This is a genomic window from Pseudomonas sp. ASL4, assembly GCF_056680395.1.
Genome location: NZ_CM155280.1, coordinates 6,291,128 through 6,308,825 on the forward strand (window position 1 = coordinate 6,291,128; position 17,698 = coordinate 6,308,825).

Consider the following 17,698-nt stretch of genomic DNA (forward strand, 5'->3'; position numbering starts at 1 on the left):
CGGCTTTCGACATATCACCGTAGGCACAGATCAACGCCCCGCTGGACTCACTGCAAGGTAGGTTATAAAAAGCTTCCTCCAGCAAGGAAAGCCCACCCAATGACATCTTGCGCAACGGATAACCGCCGCCGCGTAGCCCGAAGAGCTTGGATAAATGGTAAAGACCATTGGTAGGCAGCTTGCGAAACAATCGCAACGGATGCACAGCGTTGGCAACTTCCCCAGATTGGCGAACAGAAAATCTTTGTTGGTGTAGTGCTCGCTGGACGACTTGAATTGCCAAATTACTTCATGGAAATCACGGACCGTTTCATAGGTGGTGTACACGCACATGGCGTCCTTTTCATCCAAAGTGAAACCAGCATGTTGCTGGGCCATGCTCATGGCCAAGAAACCAACATTTAAGCTACAAATCGTTTGAGAGGTCAGCATCGCCCGATCTTCGCGAGCGATGTGCGGAACAATAGCCGCTAACAACTTTGCCTCTCCTGGCTGGTTGTCTGGCAAATCGTCTGGGCGCTCAGTCAGGCACTGAGCCAAGTCATATGGATTCAACGCTGCCTGTTCAATGCCATAGCCGGTGATGAATAGATTAGGCATTTAGAACCGTCTCAATTCGTCGGGCGCAGAATTCTGGCGTCCAGTATTGATCCAGCGACTTGGGATCTACCACCACACTGTCGTCCACACCTAATAGGTCATTTACAATTTTTCTACCTGCCTCAGTCCAGCAGCCTTCAGCATAAAATTGTGGATCGACCAGCAACCTCGTAAATGGCCATATATCATTCGGCTCAATACTTGGATCTATCTGCGCCTTGACCTCATAACAAAAACCAATGAAGTCAATGGAGGAAAAACCAATTTCCTCGAATGATGCATCGCCTTTTATATCGTCTGCAAAGCCCAAAAAAAGTATATTAGCAGTGATTTCTTTTATCTTAGTGAGATACATAACGGCCCTTATTATTTTCTCAATACGAGGCTATGGATATCACTTACATATTAATTTCAGCTTAAAACAGAAAGCAGACAAACTCACTGAAAAAGCCACCTCCTATTATTTAAACGCCACGACTCAATACAAAACTCTTATTTAAGACGTATTACTAGCTAAGTTAGCTAAGACGAACCGACCAATCCAATGGATTATCAAGTTACCGACGACGGACAACTATTACAAGTCGGCGGGATCCGACAAAGTTGTGGGCAAGGGACTAAGGCAGTGTAGTCTTGGTCTGAGGACGGGTACCCAATCTGAATTTCCATCACCTTCACCTTCCGTATCGCCATAAATATAGCTGCCACGCCAAGCCGATTAGTGCCTTGCCAGATGCCCCCCAAAACCCGCCTCGAACAACGCTGGGTCGACGAAACCGCATGAACAATCCCAACACCCCACGCCAGGCCATCGCCCTCAAGTACGACGGCACCCACGCCCCGACCCTCACGGCCAAGGGTGACGACGCACTGGCCGAAGCCATTCTGAAGATTGCCCGCGACTACGAAGTGCCAATCTATGAGAACCCCGAACTGGTGAGGCTGCTGGCGCGGATGGAACTGGGGGAAAGTATTCCGCAGGAGTTATATCGCACGATTGCCGAGATTATTGCGTTTGCGTGGAATCTGAAGGGCAAGTTCCCGGCGGGGCATGATCCAAACGCACCGGTGCTCGAGAAGAATGTGACCGAGCGTGGGGATGATTACTGATTCCGGGTTGAATTCAAAAGATCGCAACCTCGCTTCGCTCGACAGCTCCTACACCATGTACGCCATCCCGATGTAGGAGCTCGATCTGTCAATTACCGCTAAGGCTGCGGATCAAGCCTGTCCAGCATGCGATTCACCGCCAACTCACCCAGCATCACCACCTGTTGAATCCCCAGGATGGTGTTGCGTTGCGTGCCCTCCAACAAGCCCGCGGCATCACTGAGCATCACACTTGCCGACGCCAGGGATTCGCAGGTGTTGGCCAGCAGCGTTTCGTCATCCGCGTCGGGGTCGACAAAAAAAAGCGTGCTGGGTTTGCGTTGGGCGTCTTTGGGAATAACTGGTTTGAGGTAGTAATCGAGAGCGCGATCGGCGGCGTCGTTGAGTTTTTTGGAATCGGCGGTTTCGTACGGGGAAACGTCATCGGTTTCTGGCGGATTGGGGGGTGATCTTGAACATTTGGAGCTCCTTGATTAATGGAGCTACCACGTTTCGCTGCGAAACGAAGAGAGGTGGCAGCTATGCGCGGGTTCGCAGACCGGGAATCAAGGAACCCGGCAGACCCGAAGATCTCCCGCACACAGCCGCCATAACGCAATGCAGTAGACAAAAAAGCGTCGACTGAAAGGATACAGTGGCGCTATGCGCCTTGATTAACCCGGGCTGCGAAACCCGACCACTGATTAGCAGTGGCAGGCAAACGATAAGACTCGGGCTATAGACGCACAAGCCGGCGGATTCTGACGTAGCCGTAGGCAGCGGCGCAAGGATGTGTAGCCGCGGAGAATGTCTGGAGATGTCTTTTAAACATCGCTGTTTAATTGGCATCAGCATTCGTCAGGGAGGAAGGCAGGGACAGATAAATATATCCGTCCCGAATGGCAGGATCGGTCCCACGCTCTGCGTGGGGATGCAGCCCGTGACGCTCTGCGTCACATTCAACAGCGGAACGCGGAGCGTCCCCAGAGTCGTTCCCACGCAGAGCGTGGGAACGAGCTCTGACAGGCGTCAGCTCTTGTGAAGCTTACTCATCAACTCCGCCTCAGCCTGGGTCAAGCCACACGACTGAGTCAGTTCATCGACGCTCGCGCCCATTCCCACCAGTCGCGCCGCTTGGGCAAACGACAGGCTCGAAGGATCGCGCTGTTCCAGTTGAGCGAGTTTGTCCGGCAATGGGCCGACCACCGCACGCAGTTCGTGCAGGTCTTCACCCATGCGCACGTTGCCGTTCTGGTAGTTGTCGACGCGCTTGGCCAGGTCCTTGATGCGCTGATCGCGCAGCGCATCGCCCTCGGCCTGTTGCGCGGCGATCAGCCGCTGACCGCGAATGTACGCCAGGAACATCGCCAGCGTGCCTGCCCAAAACAGGAACAGGACAATGACCGCAACCTCAAGAATCAATCAGATGTTCTCCAGATCCGACCATTCTTCTTCGCTCATCATCTTGTCGAGTTCGACCAGGATCAGCAGTTCGTTGTTCTTGTTGCACACGCCTTGGATGAACTTGGCGGATTCTTCGTTACCGACGTTCGGCGCCGTCTCGATTTCCGACTGACGCAGGTAAACCACTTCGGCGACGCTGTCGACCATGATCCCGACCACTTGCTTGTCGGCTTCGATGATGACGATACGGGTGTTGTCGCTGATCTCGGCGTTCATCAGGCCAAAGCGCTGACGGGTGTCGATCACGGTGACCACGTTACCGCGCAGGTTGATGATGCCCAGCACGTAGCTCGGGGCACCCGGGACCGGGGCGATTTCGGTGTAACGCAGGACTTCCTGAACGCGCATCACGTTGATGCCGTAGGTTTCATTGTCCAGTTTGAAGGTTACCCATTGCAGGATCGGATCTTCAGAACCTTTTGCATTCGTCGCTTGACTGCTCATACCTGACCCCTAGAAAACCGCGCTTGGCGGTGTGTGTCTGTGTGGCGGCATTCAACAATGCCGTCGCCTACTTGTTATGTCGGCTGCTATGTCGGTTTATGTAGCGGCTTACTGCCGCCCATGTGCTTTGCCCCACCGCTGGCGATCAATTCGGCCAGTGCGGAAACGTCCAGCAATGCACACATGTGCTCAATCACCGTGCCGGCGAGCCATGGCCGCTGACCTCGATGACTTCTCCATTTGATTTCGTTCGGGTCCAGGCGCAACGAGCGGCTGACTTGATGCACCGCCAACCCCCACTCGTAGCCCTGCACCGAAATAACGTATTGCAGGCCTTGGCGGAAGTCATCGCGGTAACGGTCCGGCATGACCCAGCGTGCGGTATCCAGCACTTTCAGGTTGCCGGCCTGGCTCGGCAGGATCCCGAGGAACCATTCCGGCTGACCAAACAGGGGCGTCAGTTCGTGGCCGGCCAGGGAATAAATCGAGCCCAGGCACACCAGCGGCACAGCCAGGGTCAGCCCGGCGACATCGAACAACAGGCATTCGAACGGCTCGGCAGCCCAAGACGGGCGGCCATCGGTTTCCACCGGTGGCGGCGTGTTGCTCGGCGGCAAGTGGACTTCGACCACCGGCGGCACCAAGGCTTGTAGCAGCGGTGCGATGGTCGATACCGGCGCCAGGATCGGTGCCGGGGCTTCGATCACGGCAACCGGTGCTTTTTCAACGACGGGCGCAACGGCTGGCGCGGCAACGGTCGCCGGTGGCCGCGCATCACGGGCCTGTTCTTCGAGCACCGCCAACTGGAACTCGTCCAGTGCGGCCTCGGCCTCGACGACTGCGACAACCTCAACGACTTCAGAAACCGCCTCGACTTCCGGCAGCAACTCTTCAGTCGCCTCCATCAGCAAGCTGTCCAGATAAGACTGGAGCGCCAGTTGCGGACGCGAGGTGACCTTCACCGGCCGGTTCATGCGCGCACCTGTGTAGGAGCTGCCGAAGGCTGCGATCTTTTGGCGGATTCGAAGGTGTCACAAAGCAGGATCAAAAGATCGCAGCCTGCGGCAGCTCCTACGCGAATTGGGTTCATGTCAGGCCACCGCCGGAACGAGTTGTGCGGTCAGCAGATGCTTGAGCAGTGCGCGGTAAGCCAGAACGCCACGGCTCTTGCCGTCGAATTGCGAAGGCGTGACCCCGGCCCGGCTGGCATCGCGCAGACGGGTATCGACCGGGATGTAACCTTGCCAAATTTCTTCCGGGTATTTGTCGCGCAACACGCGCAGGGTCCCGAGGGACGCCTGGGTCCGGCGATCGAACAGGGTCGGGACGATGGTGAACGGCAACGCTTGTTTGCGCGAACGGTTGATCATCGCCAGGGTGTTGACCATGCGCTCAAGGCCTTTGACGGCCAGATGCTCGGTCTGCACCGGGATCACCAACTGCTGGCTCGCGGCCAAGGCGTTGACCATCAACACACCGAGCAACGGCGGGCTGTCGATCACGGCGTAATCAAAGTCTTGCCACAATTGCGCCAGACTCTTGGCGATCACCAGGCCCAGGCCACTTTGGCCTGGCGACTGACGCTCAAGGGTCGCCAGTGCGGTGCTCGACGGCAACAGCGAAATATTTTCGTGACTGGTGGGCATCAACAACTGACCGGGCAAGCCCTGAGGCACGCTGCCCTTGTGCAGGAACAGGTCGTAGCTGCTGTGTTCCAGGCTGTCGGGGTCGTAGCCGAAATAGCTGGTCATCGAGCCGTGTGGGTCGAGATCAACCATGACCACACGTTTCCCCGCCTCGGCCAGCAAACCGGCTAAAGCGATAGAGGAAGTGGTTTTACCAACACCACCCTTTTGATTGGCAACTGCCCAGACTCTCATTCGGATATTCCTCCCGGTCGATAACGCCGACCGAGAAATAGCTCAACGTATTAATGCGGGTGACGGAGAATTGACGGCGCTCTCTCGTCCCGGCGACTTGACCGGGGTCGGTGCAGTTTGTGTGCCAGCACGCTTCAACGCGGCATCCGGTTTCGCATTGGCGGTTCCGGTACCGGTGAGGCTGCGGCGTACATCGAGATTTCGCGACACCACCAGCACCACCCGACGGTTGCGCGCCCGGCCTTCTGCCGTGGCGTTGTTGGCCACAGGCTGGAATTCGCCGTAACCCACCGACGCCAGGCGGCCAGGGTTGACACCTTGCATCGCCAGCATGCGCACGATGCTCGCCGAACGAGCCGAGGACAGCTCCCAGTTGGTCGGGTACTGCGAGGTGCGGATCGGTTGATCGTCGGTAAAGCCTTCAACGTGGATCGGGTTGTCGAACGGCTTCAGGATCGCCGCGACCTTGTCGATGATGTTGAAGGCGATGTCGCTGGGCATCGCGTCGCCGCTGCCGAACAACAGGCTGGAATTGAGTTCGATCTCGACCCACAGTTCGTTGCCACGCACGGTCATCTGGTTGGAGCTGATCAGGTCGCCAAACGCAGCGCTGATGTCATCGGCAATGCTTTTGAGCGGATCGCTGGCACCGGCGATGCCGGCATTAATCTGTTCGGCGTCTTTGACCAACGGCTTGGCCGGGGTCACCGTCATCGGCCGCTCTTCACCCACCGGGATCGGCTTGACGGCGCGATCCGAGTCGGTGAACACGCCGATCAACGCTTCCGAAATGACTTTGTACTTGCCTTCGTTGATCGAAGAGATCGAGTACATCACCACGAAGAACGCAAACAGCAAGGTGATGAAGTCCGCATAGGACACCAGCCAGCGTTCGTGATTGACGTGTTCTTCAGGTTGGCGACGACGTGCCATGGTCCATGTCTCCCATCAATCCATGAAGCCCTGAAGCTTCAACTCAATAGAGCGAGGGTTTTCACCTTCGGCGATCGACAGAATCCCTTCCAACAACATTTCGCGATAACGCGACTGACGCAATGCGATGGACTTGAGCTTGGACGCGACCGGCAGCAACACCAGGTTGGCACTGGCCACGCCGTAGATGGTGGCGACGAAGGCGACGGCGATGCCGCTGCCCAGTTGCGATGGATCGCCCAGGTTGCCCATGACGTGGATCAAGCCCATCACCGCACCGATGATGCCGATGGTCGGCGCGTAGCCGCCCATGCTTTCAAAGACTTTGGCGGCTTCAATGTCGCGGCTTTCCTGGGTGTAGAAATCCACTTCCAGGATGCTGCGAATCGCTTCCGGCTCCGCGCCGTCCACCAGCAATTGAAGGCCTTTGCGCGAGTAGTTATCCGGTTCGGCGTCCGCCACTCCTTCCAACCCCAGCAAACCTTCCTTGCGGGCGGTCAAGCTCCAGTTCACGACGCGATCGATGCCACCGGCCAGATCCACACGCGGTGGAAACAGGATCCAGGCAAGGATCTGCATGGCGCGCTTGAAAGCGCTCATCGGCGATTGCAACAACGCCGCACCGATGGTCCCACCGATGACGATCAACGCCGCCGGGCCGTTGGCCAGTGCGCCGAGGTGACCGCCTTCAAGGTAGTTGCCGCCGATGATGGCGACAAACGCCATGATGATCCCGATCAGGCTGAGTACATCCATCAGATACAGGCCTCAACCAGGTGCTTGCCAATGTCGTCCAGGCTGTAAATCGCGTCCGCCAGATCAGCTTTGACGATGGCCATCGGCATGCCGTAGATCACGCAGCTCGCTTCGTCCTGGGCCCAGATTGCACTGCCGCCCTGTTTGAGCAGGCGTGCGCCTTCGCGACCATCGGCGCCCATGCCGGTCAATACGACCGCCAGAACTTTGTCGCCGTAGGACTTGGCTGCCGAACCGAACGTGATGTCCACGCACGGCTTGTAGTTCAGACGTTCGTCACCCGGCAGGATTTTCACCGCGCCACGGCCATCGATCATCATTTGCTTGCCACCGGGCGCCAGCAACGCCAGGCCAGGACGCAGGATGTCGCCATCCTCGGCTTCCTTGACGCTGATGCGGCAGAGCTTGTCCAAACGCTCGGCGAAGGCCTTGGTGAAGGCCGCCGGCATGTGCTGGATCAACACGATCGGCGCCGGGAAGTTGGCCGGCAACTGGGTCAAGACCCGTTGCAGGGCAACCGGGCCGCCGGTGGACGTGCCGATGGCCACCAGTTTGTAGGCTTTGCGTTTCGGCGCAGGTGACGACGGGCTGGACGACGCAGGCGCATAGCTGCGAGTTGGCATCGGTGCCGGTGCCGGACGCACAGGCGCGCTGCTGCCATAACTGCTGGCGCTCGAAGGCGCAGGCGTCGGGGCTGGCGCGGCGACCGGGGCCGGGGCGGTGTAGGTGTTGGCGCGACGGTTACTGCGCGAAATGCTGAGAATCTTCTCGCACAGCAGTTGCTTGACCTTCTCCGGGTTGCGGGAGATGTCTTCGAAATTCTTCGGCAGGAAATCCACCGCACCAGCGTCCAGCGCATCCAGGGTGACCCGGGCGCCTTCGTGCGTCAGCGAGGAGAACATCAATACCGGGGTCGGACAGCGCTGCATGATGTGCCGCACCGCCGTGATGCCATCCATCATCGGCATCTCGTAGTCCATGGTGATCACGTCTGGCTTGAGGGCCAGCGCCTGATCGATCGCCTCTTTTCCGTTGGTCGCCGTACCGACAACCTGGATGTTCGAATCCGCTGAAAGAATTTCCGAGACGCGGCGGCGGAAAAACCCCGAATCGTCCACCACCAGGACTTTGACTACCATAAACACTCCATTAGACGGAGCGAGGCTCAGTCGCCCCGCCCCGCCAGAATCAAATACGCCGTGCGGCGTAACGCTTGAGCATGCTCGGGACATCGAGAATCAGCGCGATGCGGCCGTCACCAGTGATGGTGGCGCCGGACATGCCCGGGGTTCCCTGAAGCATTTTGCCCAATGGCTTGATGACCACTTCTTCCTGGCCCACCAGTTGATCGACGACAAAGCCGATCCGCTGCGTGCCCACCGACAGGATCACCACATGGCCTTCGCGCTGCTCTTCGTGAGCGGCCGAGCTGACCAGCCAGCGTTTGAGGTAGAACAAGGGCAGGGCCTTATCCCGCACGATCACCACTTCCTGGCCGTCCACCACGTTGGTGCGCGACAGGTCGAGGTGGAAGATCTCGTTGACGTTCACCAGCGGGAACGCAAACGCCTGGTTGCCGAGCATGACCATCAGCGTCGGCATGATCGCCAGGGTCAACGGCACCTTGATGACGATCTTCGAGCCCAGGCCCTTGGTCGAGTAGATGTTGATCGAACCGTTGAGCTGGGAAATCTTGGTTTTCACCACGTCCATGCCCACGCCACGACCCGACACGTCGGAGATCTCGGTTTTGGTCGAGAAGCCCGGTGCGAAAATCAGGTTGTAGCACTCGGTTTCGCTCAAGCGATCGGCCGCGTCCTTGTCCATCACACCGCGTTTTACCGCGATGGCACGCAGGACGTTCGGGTCCATACCTTTGCCGTCATCGGAGATCGACAGCAGGATGTGGTCGCCTTCCTGTTCAGCGGCCAGGATCACCTTGCCACCGCGGGCCTTGCCCGACGCTTCGCGCTCTTCCGGCGACTCGATGCCGTGGTCGACCGCGTTGCGCACCAAGTGGACCAGCGGGTCGGCCAGGGCCTCGACGAGGTTCTTGTCGAGGTCGGTTTCTTCGCCGACCAGTTCCAGGTTGATCTCTTTCTTGAGCTGGCGAGCCAGGTCTCGAACCAGGCGCGGGAAGCGCCCGAAGACTTTCTTGATCGGTTGCATCCGGGTCTTCATGACCGCGGTTTGCAGGTCAGCCGTCACCACGTCGAGGTTCGACACAGCTTTGGACATGGCCTCGTCGGCACTGTTGGCGCCCAGGCGAACCAAGCGGTTACGCACCAGTACCAATTCGCCGACCATGTTCATGATCTCGTCCAGCCGCGCAGTATCAACCCGCACGGTGGTCTCGGCTTCGCTGGCCGGTTTTTCCGGTGGCGGTGCCGCCGGTGCGGCGCGAGCAGGTGCCGGAGCAGCCGCAGCCGCCGGTTTCGGCGCTTCAGCTTTAGGCTCAGGGGCTTTAGCCGCAGGTTTCGCGGCAGCGGCAGGCGCCTTGGCGACTGGCGCGGAAACCACTGCCCCGGTGCCGACTTCGGTGAACTTGCCTTTACCGTGTAACTCGTCGAGCAGCGATTCGAACTCGTGATCGGAAATCAGATCACCGCCGGCCGCTTTAGCGGTTGGCGCCGCCGGGGCCGGTGCCGAGGCAATGGCCGATTCCAGCGCGTCCACAGCAAAGTTGCCCTTGCCGTGCAGTTGATCGAGCAGTGCTTCGAATTCGTCGTCGGTGATGTCCGAACTGTCGCCCGGCGCTTTCGGGGCAGCCGGGGCAGCAGGCGCGGCCACGGCATCGACCGCGAACTGGCCTTTGCCATGCAGCTGATCGAGCAACGACTCGAACTCGGCGTCGGTGATTTCGTCGCTGGCCGATGCATCGGCGGCCGGTGCAGGAGCAGCCGCCGGGGCCTCGGCCTGAGCCTTGACGGCATTCAGCGAGTCCAGCAGTTGTTCGAATTCGTTATCGGTAATGTCGCCCGACTCGCTTTCAGCGGCCGGTTCTTCCACCGCGTCAGCAACCGGAGCCGCTGCATCGGCGCTTTGCGGCTCGGCCAGACGGGCCAGTGCCGCAAGCAATTCTGGAGTGGCAGCCGTGATCGGACTGCGTTCGCGGACTTCGGTGAACATGCCGTTCACTGCGTCCAGCGCTTCGAGAACCACGTCCATCAGTTCCGAGTCGACGCGTCGTTCACCCTTGCGCAGGATGTCGAACACGTTCTCGGCGATGTGACAGCACTCCACCAGCTCATTGAGCTGGAGGAAGCCGGCGCCCCCTTTTACAGTGTGGAAACCGCGAAAAATTGCATTGAGCAAGTCCGCATCATCCGGTCGGCTTTCCAGCTCAACCAGTTGTTCGGACAGCTGCTCTAGAATCTCGCCGGCCTCAACCAGGAAATCCTGAAGGATCTCTTCATCGGCGCCGAAGCTCATTAAGGGGGTGCTCCTAAGGTCTAAAAACCTAAAAAACCTGAAATTCTAAAACTCTAAAATCCTAGGCTGGATAACAAATCGTCCACATCGTCCTGACCGGACACAACATCTTCTCTTTTATCGGCATGAATCTGCGGACCTTCACCCTGAGAGAGATGTTTTTGCGGATCTTTTTCAGCCAGCATCGCTTCACGGTCATGTTCGATACCCGCAAAGCGGTCTACCTGACTGGCCATGAGCACGAGCTTGAGCAGGTTACTTTCAACTTCGGTGACCAATTGGGTCACGCGCTTGATCACTTGACCGGTGAGGTCCTGGTAATCCTGAGCCAGCAGAATGTCGTTCAGGTTGCTCGACACCACGCGATTGTCTTCGCTGCTGCGTGTCAGGAAACCGTCGACCCGCCGCGCCAGCTCACGGAACTCTTCAGCCCCGACTTCGCGACGCATGAACCGTCCCCAGTCGGTGCTCAACGCCTGGGCTTCATTGCTCAGGCCGTTGACCAGCGGCGTGGCGTTTTCCACCAGGTCCATGGTGCGGTTGGCTGCGGCCTCGGTCAGCTTGACCACATAACCCAGACGCTCGGTGGCGTCCGTGATCTGCGAAACTTCCTCGGCTTGCGGCATGTGCGGGTCAATCTGAAAATTGACGATCGCGCTATGCAGCTCACGAGTGAGCTTGCCCACTTCCTGGTACAGGCCGCGGTCACGGGTCTGATTGAGCTCATGGATCAGTTGCACAGCGTCGCCAAACTTGCCTTTTTCAAGGCTGTCGACCAGTTCGCGGGCATGTTTTTTCAGGGTCGACTCAAAGTCGCCCTGTGAAGATTCGTTATGGTCCATAGCTCCCCCGTGGCGCAGTTTCTCAACCGATGCGTTCGAAAATCTTCTCGATTTTGTCTTTCAACGCCTGGGCCGTGAAGGGTTTGACCACATAGCCGTTTACACCGGCCTGGGCCGCTTCGATGATTTGCTCGCGCTTGGCTTCAGCAGTCACCATCAGCACCGGCAGGTGCTTGAGTCTTTCATCGGCGCGCACGTGGCGCAGCAGATCGATACCGGTCATGCCAGGCATGTTCCAGTCCGTTACCAGAAAGTCGATGCTGCCGCTGTTGAGAACCGGAATGGCAGTGATGCCATCGTCAGCCTCGACCGTGTTGGTGAACCCAAGGTCACGCAACAGGTTTTTAATGATCCGCCGCATCGTTGAGAAGTCATCAACGATGAGGATTTTCATGTTCTTGTCCAATTCGACCTCCAAGCAGTCTTAAACGCGCCCAGCACCTGGACACGCCACTTCAATCAATCCGGCAAAGCACTCAAATGACTGTCTGGAGCACAACAGATCGAGACCGCTGCAGTTCAACACCACACCAGCCTCGTTCGCAGTGCCCCCACACTGCCTTCAGCGCGCTCGCCACTCCCCCAAACGCCCCCGCAAACGGGCCGCGCACTGGCTGTGTAACTGGCTGACACGCGATTCGCTGACCCCCAGGACCTCACCGATTTCCTTGAGGTTCAGCTCTTCGTCGTAGTACAGCGCCAACACCAGTCGCTCACGCTCCGGCAAATTGGCAATCGCGTCCGCCAACGCAGCCTGGAAACGTTCATCTTCCAGATCGCGTGACGGCTCCAGATGAGCACTGGCGCCGTCCTCATGCAGCCCTTCGTGTTCGCCGTCCTGCAACAGGTCGTCGAAACTGAACAGGCGGCTGCCCAAGGTGTCGTTCAAAATCCCGTAATAATCGTCGAGACTCAATTGGAGTTCGGCCGCAACCTCGTGATCTTTAGCGTCACGGCCGGTTTTAGCTTCAATCGAGCGAATTGCGTCGCTGACCATGCGGGTATTGCGGTGGACCGAACGTGGCGCCCAGTCCCCTTTGCGTACTTCATCGAGCATCGCGCCGCGGATTCGAATGCCCGCGTACGTCTCGAAACTCGCGCCTTTGCTGGCGTCGTATTTGGTCGATACTTCGAGCAGGCCGATCATCCCGGCCTGGATCAGGTCTTCCACCTGAACACTGGCCGGCAAACGTGCCAGCAAGTGGTAAGCAATGCGTTTAACCAGTGGCGCGTAACGCTCGATCAGCTCGTACTGCGAGTCACGTGCCGACTTCTTGTAGAGGTTGTAGCCACTGGCTGTCATAGGACGGGTCCTGCGGTCTGTTGCACGAGACGCTCGACGAAAAATTCCAGATGCCCGCGCGGGTTGGCCGGCAGTGGCCAGGTGTCGACCTTCTGTGCAATCGCCTTGAACGCCAGGGCGCACTTGGAGCGCGGGAAGGCTTCGTAGACGGCACGTTGCTTCTGCACGGCCTTGCGCACGCTTTCGTCGTAAGGCACGGCGCCGACGTATTGTAAGGCGACGTCGAGGAAGCGGTCCGTGACCTTGGTCAACTTGGCGAACAGGTTGCGACCTTCTTGCGGGCTCTGGGCCATATTGGCCAGGACGCGGAAGCGGTTCATGCCGTAATCGCGATTCAGCAGTTTGATCAGCGCGTAGGCGTCGGTGATGGAGGTCGGCTCATCGCAGACCACCAGCAACACTTCCTGGGCGGCGCGGACAAAACTGACTACCGAGTCACCAATACCGGCAGCTGTGTCGATCACGAGTACGTCGAGGTTGTCGCCGATATCGCTGAAGGCCTGGATCAGGCCGGCATGTTGGGCCGGGCTCAGATGAACCATGCTCTGGGTACCGGAAGCGGCCGGGACGATGCGAATACCGCCCGGGCCTTGCAACAGAACGTCGCGCAGCTCGCAGCGGCCTTCGATCACGTCGGCCAGGGTACGTTTTGGCGTCAGTCCCAACAGAACGTCGACGTTCGCCAGCCCCAGATCGGCATCCAGCAGCATGACGCGCCGGCCGAGCTCAGCTAGAGCCAGGGACAAGTTCACTGACACGTTAGTCTTCCCGACGCCACCTTTGCCGCCGGTCACCGCGATCACCTGTACGGGATGCATGCTGCCCATGTTATTTCTTTACCTTGTCTTGCATAGACGGAGGCCACATTACTGGCTGCGCGTTCATCAACTGAACAATGCATGGCAGACCATCGATGTAGGTACAAAAACTGTTCATTAGTACCTCAGCCAACCTGCTTGGTCGGGCTGTGGTAAATATCAGCGAACATGTCAGCCATGGCTTCTTCGCTGGGTTCTTCCTGCATTTGCACGCTGACCGCGCGACTGACCAACTGATGACGTCGCGGCAGATGCAAATCATCCGGGATACGCGGACCATCGGTGAGGTAAGCCACCGGCAATTCATGACTGATAGCCAGGCTCAACACCTCGCCCAGACTCGCCGTTTCATCCAGTTTAGTCAGGATGCAGCCAGCGAGCCCGCAACGCTTGTAACTGTGATAAGCGGCGGTTAGAACCTGTTTTTGGCTGGTGGTTGCCAGGACCAGATAATTTTTTGATTTGATGCCACGACCGGCCAGGCTTTCGAGCTGCATGCGCAATGCCGGATCGCTGGCCTGAAGGCCGGCAGTATCGATCAGCACCACGCGTTTACGCAGCAGCGGGTCCAGCGCCTGAACCAGCGACTGGCCCGGATCGACGTGGGTCACCGACACATTAAGAATCCGGCCCAATGTCTTGAGTTGTTCCTGAGCACCGATACGGTAGCTGTCCATGCTCACCAGCGCGATGTTTTGCGCGCCGTACTTGAGCACGTAACGGGCGGCGAGCTTGGCCAGCGTGGTGGTCTTGCCCATGCCGGCAGGGCCGACCATGGCAATCACACCGCCCTCTTCCAGTGGCTCGACTTCCGGTGTGGCAATCATCCGCGCCAAGTGCGCCAGCAACATGCGCCAGGCCTGACGAGGTTCTTCAATATCGGTAATCAGCGCCAGCAGATCGCGCGACAACGGGCCGGACAAGCCGATGCGTTGCAGGCGACGCCACAGGTTCGCCTGGGCCGGACGGCTGCCTTGCAACTGATTCCAGGCCAGGGAGCCGAGTTGCACTTCCATCAGTTCGCGCAGGCTGTTGAGCTCGAAACGCATCGAATCGAAGGCCCGTGGGTCAACGCCGCCGGAGGCTTGCGCAGGCGCCGGTGCCTGACGACGCGGCGCGGCGTAAGTCGGCTCAACCAATGGCTCGGCAGCGGTCAACGGCAAGCCGGCGAACAACTGGCGATTGGTGGTCTTGTCACCGTCGGTCTCGCCATCGCCGCGCAGGCTCAGTTCGGCCTGGGCAGTCACGATGCGCGACTGGGTCTTGCGCAGCTCATCCTCGAGTTCCATGTTCGGAACGCGCGGGGCCAGCGCCGACAATTTGTAATCCAGGGCTGCCGTCAGCTCGACACCACCGGCGATCCGGCGGTTGCCAATAATGGCCGCATCAGCGCCCAGCTCATCACGAACCAGTTTCATGGCCTGACGCATATCGGCGGCGAAAAAACGCTTAACTTGCATAAACCACTACCTCAGCCGTTGGGCCCTACTGTCGCAACGATGGTCACTTGCTTGTTGTCAGGAATTTCCTGGTAAGCCAACACATGCAAACCCGGGACTGCCAGTCGGCCGAATCGCGAAAGCATCGCGCGAACCGGACCGGCTACCAGCAGAATCACCGGTTGACCTTGCATCTCTTGACGCTGCGCGGCATCGATCAACGAACGCTGCAGCTTCTCTGCCATGCTTGGCTCCAGCAGAACGCCCTCTTCCGAGCCTTGTCCTGCCTTCTGAAGACTATTGAGCAATATCTGTTCCAACCTTGGCTCCAGAGTGATAACTGGTAGCTCCGACTCAGTCCCTACAATGCTTTGGACGATAGCGCGGGATACGCCGACGCGCACTGCGGCCACCAGCGCGGCAGTATCTTGACTCTTGGCGGCATTGTTGGCGATGGCCTCGGCAATGCTGCGAATGTCCCGTACCGGCACTTGTTCGGCGAGCAACGCCTGCAAGACTTTGAGCAACTGCGACAGCGAAACAACGCCCGGCACCAACTCTTCTGCCAGTTTTGGCGAGCTTTTGGCCAGCAATTGCATGAGTTGCTGCACTTCCTCGTGGCCAATCAGCTCACTGGAGTGTTTGTACAGAATCTGGTTCAAGTGGGTCGCCACTACCGTACTGGCATCGACCACGGTGTAACCGAGGGACTGGGCTTGGGCGCGCTGGCTGACTTCAATCCAGACCGCCTCCAGACCAAAAGCCGGATCTTTGGCGGTAATGCCATTCAGCGTGCCGTAGACCTGCCCCGGATTGATCGCCAGCTCGCGATCCGGGTAAATCTCGGCTTCTGCGAGGATCACGCCCATGAGGGTCAGGCGATAAGCGCTTGGCGCCAGGTCGAGGTTGTCACGGATATGCACAGTCGGCATCAGGAAGCCCAAATCCTGGGAGAGCTTCTTACGAACGCCTTTAATCCGCGCGAGCAACTGACCACCCTGATTGCGATCCACCAGCGGAATCAGGCGATAGCCGACTTCCAGGCCGATCATGTCGATCGGGGTCACGTCATCCCAGCCCAGCTCCTTGGTTTCCTGGGCGCGGGCCGGGGATGGCAGCAGCTCTTGCTGACGCTTGACCTCTTGCAAGGCCTGAACCTTGACCACGTTCTGCTTTTTCCAGAACAGGTACGCAGCGCCGGCCGCCAGGGCCGCCATGCTGAGGAAGGAGAAGTGCGGCATGCCGGGCACCAGGCCCATCACTGCCATCAGGCCGGCTGCCACCGCCAACGCTTTCGGCGAGGCGAACATCTGGCGACCGATCTGCTTGCCCATGTCTTCCGAGCCGGAAGCACGGGTCACCATGATCGCAGCCGCTGTCGATAACAACAGTGATGGCAATTGCGCCACCAAACCGTCACCGATGGTCAACAGCGCGTAAACCTTGCCAGCGTCGCCGAAGCTCATGCCGTGCTGGAAAATACCGACTGCCATGCCGCCGATCAGGTTAATGAACAGGATCAGCAGGCCGGCGATGGCGTCACCGCGCACGAACTTGCTGGCACCGTCCATGGACCCGTAGAACTCGGCTTCCTGGGCGACTTCCATCCGGCGCAGTTTGGCCTGGTTCTGATCGATCAGGCCGGCGTTCAGGTCGGCGTCGATGGCCATCTGTTTGCCGGGCATCGCGTCGAGGGTGAAGCGCGCGCTCACCTCGGAAATCCGCCCGGCACCCTTGGTCACTACGACGAAGTTGATGATCATCAAAATCGCGAAGACCACGATACCGACCACGTAGTTACCGCCGATCACCACCTCACCGAAGGCCTGGATCACCTTACCCGCGGCGGCATGCCCTTCCTGACCGTGGAGCATCACCACTCGCGTGGAGGCCACGTTCAGCGCCAGGCGCATCAGCGTCGCCACCAGCAAAATGGTCGGGAACACTGCGAAATCCAGCGGCCGCAAGGCGTAGACGCAGACCAGCAACACGACGATGGACAACGCAATGTTGAACGTGAAAAACACGTCCAGCAGGAACGGCGGCACCGGCAACATCATCATGGCCAGCATGACCAGCAGCAACAGCGGCACACCCAGATTGCCCCGACTCAAGTCGGCGACGTTAGCGCGAGCACTGTTGATTAACTGAGAGCGATCCACCGGTTTTCCCCGTTCCTTTAAAGCAAACTTTTGACGCCTGAAACAGACGCAGAGCGGCTACTGCAAGAAGCCTTCCAACTTTTGCCGGGGCGTGGAATAGAACAGCCTGTGGCCAGAGAGGGGATTACCTGTGGCGAGGGGGCTTGCCCCCGTTCGGCTGCGAAGCAGTCGTAAAACCGGTAAACGCGGTCTATCTGGAGAATTGCGGCGGCTGGTTTTTGGGGTTGCTTCGCAACCCAACGGGGGCAATCCCCCTCGCCACAAGAGGGACTTAAACAGCGATGTTTAAACGAAACTTTCAGACACTCTCTCGCCCTACGCATTCTTGCGTAGCGGCCTACAGCTGCGCCAGAATCGGCCGGCTTGTGCGTCTAGGGGTCGGGCTCTATCGTTTCCGGGTCGCTGAAAAACAGCGATCGGGTTTGGTAGCCCGTTTTACCTGTCGCATAACGCAACGTAATGCAGAGATTCTTCGTCTTCTGTTTTTATGGTGGTCATGCGTAGGGCGTCCTCGGATGCGCCGGGCTTTTGCTCCA

General features: G+C 58.6%; 17 protein-coding genes and 1 pseudogene. 1 reads left to right on the top strand and 17 read right to left on the bottom strand.

The genetic code is table 11. The features are described 5' to 3' along the window. Positions 1-30 precede the first annotated feature (30 nt). Together AC1MEW_RS28800 and AC1MEW_RS28805 are read right to left on the bottom strand one after the other, a co-directional pair. Positions 31-600 carry a hypothetical protein gene (locus tag AC1MEW_RS28800; RefSeq protein ID WP_201256234.1) on the bottom strand — a complete coding sequence of 190 codons (570 nt, stop codon included), beginning with the start codon at positions 598-600 and terminating at the stop codon, positions 31-33. Continuing rightward, positions 593-955 (bottom strand): hypothetical protein, encoded by a 363-nt coding sequence (locus AC1MEW_RS28805; RefSeq protein ID WP_201256233.1) that lies wholly within the window; start codon positions 953-955, stop codon positions 593-595. Before AC1MEW_RS28805 ends, AC1MEW_RS28800 begins: the two co-directional genes overlap by 8 nt. A 425-nt stretch (positions 956-1,380) precedes the next feature. On the opposite strand from AC1MEW_RS28805, the gene AC1MEW_RS28810 reads away from it, so the two are divergent. Next, on the top strand, positions 1,381-1,710 hold the full coding sequence (locus AC1MEW_RS28810) for an EscU/YscU/HrcU family type III secretion system export apparatus switch protein (RefSeq protein WP_201256232.1): 330 nt from the start codon (positions 1,381-1,383) through the stop codon (positions 1,708-1,710). Positions 1,711-1,808: 98 nt separating this feature from the next. On the opposite strand, the pseudogene AC1MEW_RS28815 reads toward AC1MEW_RS28810, so the two are convergent. The 15 genes and pseudogenes from AC1MEW_RS28815 to flhA form a co-directional block, all read right to left on the bottom strand. Beyond that, positions 1,809-2,169 (bottom strand): annotated as a pseudogene (locus AC1MEW_RS28815) (DUF6124 family protein). Between the two features lie 549 nt (positions 2,170-2,718). Then, the gene (locus AC1MEW_RS28820; RefSeq protein WP_201256231.1) at positions 2,719-3,111 is read right to left on the bottom strand and encodes a DUF2802 domain-containing protein; all 393 of its coding nucleotides are present in this window, start codon (positions 3,109-3,111) and stop codon (positions 2,719-2,721) included. After that, the gene (locus tag AC1MEW_RS28825; protein WP_010456928.1) at positions 3,112-3,597 is read right to left on the bottom strand and encodes a chemotaxis protein CheW; all 486 of its coding nucleotides are present in this window, start codon (positions 3,595-3,597) and stop codon (positions 3,112-3,114) included. A gap of 86 nt (positions 3,598-3,683) precedes the next feature. Then, the gene (locus tag AC1MEW_RS28830) at positions 3,684-4,571 is read right to left on the bottom strand and encodes a CheW domain-containing protein (RefSeq protein WP_201201807.1); all 888 of its coding nucleotides are present in this window, start codon (positions 4,569-4,571) and stop codon (positions 3,684-3,686) included. Positions 4,572-4,688: 117 nt separating this feature from the next. Then, the gene (locus AC1MEW_RS28835; RefSeq protein ID WP_201201806.1) at positions 4,689-5,477 is read right to left on the bottom strand and encodes a ParA family protein; all 789 of its coding nucleotides are present in this window, start codon (positions 5,475-5,477) and stop codon (positions 4,689-4,691) included. 42 nt (positions 5,478-5,519) lie between these two features. Next, positions 5,520-6,410, bottom strand: coding sequence for a flagellar motor protein MotD (motD, locus tag AC1MEW_RS28840; protein WP_480424474.1), 891 nt, complete (start codon positions 6,408-6,410; stop codon positions 5,520-5,522). Positions 6,411-6,425: 15 nt separating this feature from the next. Next, a complete protein-coding gene (locus AC1MEW_RS28845) occupies positions 6,426-7,166 on the bottom strand; it encodes a flagellar motor protein (protein ID WP_201201803.1) in 741 nt (246 codons plus the stop codon). Continuing rightward, positions 7,166-8,305, bottom strand: a complete 1,140-nt coding sequence (locus AC1MEW_RS28850; protein ID WP_201201802.1) for a protein-glutamate methylesterase/protein-glutamine glutaminase — start codon at positions 8,303-8,305, stop codon at positions 7,166-7,168. Before AC1MEW_RS28850 ends, AC1MEW_RS28845 begins: the two co-directional genes overlap by 1 nt. Positions 8,306-8,354: 49 nt before the next feature. Then, on the bottom strand, positions 8,355-10,598 hold the full coding sequence (locus AC1MEW_RS28855) for a chemotaxis protein CheA (RefSeq protein WP_322267776.1): 2,244 nt from the start codon (positions 10,596-10,598) through the stop codon (positions 8,355-8,357). A gap of 53 nt (positions 10,599-10,651) precedes the next feature. Beyond that, a complete protein-coding gene (locus AC1MEW_RS28860; protein WP_322267775.1) occupies positions 10,652-11,440 on the bottom strand; it encodes a protein phosphatase CheZ in 789 nt (262 codons plus the stop codon). A 22-nt stretch (positions 11,441-11,462) separates the two neighbouring features. Next, on the bottom strand, positions 11,463-11,834 hold the full coding sequence (locus AC1MEW_RS28865) for a chemotaxis response regulator CheY (protein WP_201194993.1): 372 nt from the start codon (positions 11,832-11,834) through the stop codon (positions 11,463-11,465). A gap of 168 nt (positions 11,835-12,002) precedes the next feature. Beyond that, positions 12,003-12,743, bottom strand: a complete 741-nt coding sequence (gene fliA, locus AC1MEW_RS28870; protein WP_085716996.1) for an RNA polymerase sigma factor FliA — start codon at positions 12,741-12,743, stop codon at positions 12,003-12,005. After that, positions 12,740-13,570, bottom strand: a complete 831-nt coding sequence (fleN, locus tag AC1MEW_RS28875; RefSeq protein WP_003222917.1) for a flagellar synthesis regulator FleN — start codon at positions 13,568-13,570, stop codon at positions 12,740-12,742. The genes fliA and fleN overlap by 4 nt, the downstream gene beginning before the upstream one ends. A gap of 116 nt (positions 13,571-13,686) precedes the next feature. Continuing rightward, the gene (gene flhF / locus AC1MEW_RS28880) at positions 13,687-15,021 is read right to left on the bottom strand and encodes a flagellar biosynthesis GTPase FlhF (RefSeq protein ID WP_201201799.1); all 1,335 of its coding nucleotides are present in this window, start codon (positions 15,019-15,021) and stop codon (positions 13,687-13,689) included. An 11-nt stretch (positions 15,022-15,032) separates the two neighbouring features. Beyond that, the gene (flhA, locus tag AC1MEW_RS28885; protein WP_201201798.1) at positions 15,033-17,162 is read right to left on the bottom strand and encodes a flagellar biosynthesis protein FlhA; all 2,130 of its coding nucleotides are present in this window, start codon (positions 17,160-17,162) and stop codon (positions 15,033-15,035) included. Between the last annotated feature and the right edge of the window lie 536 nt (positions 17,163-17,698).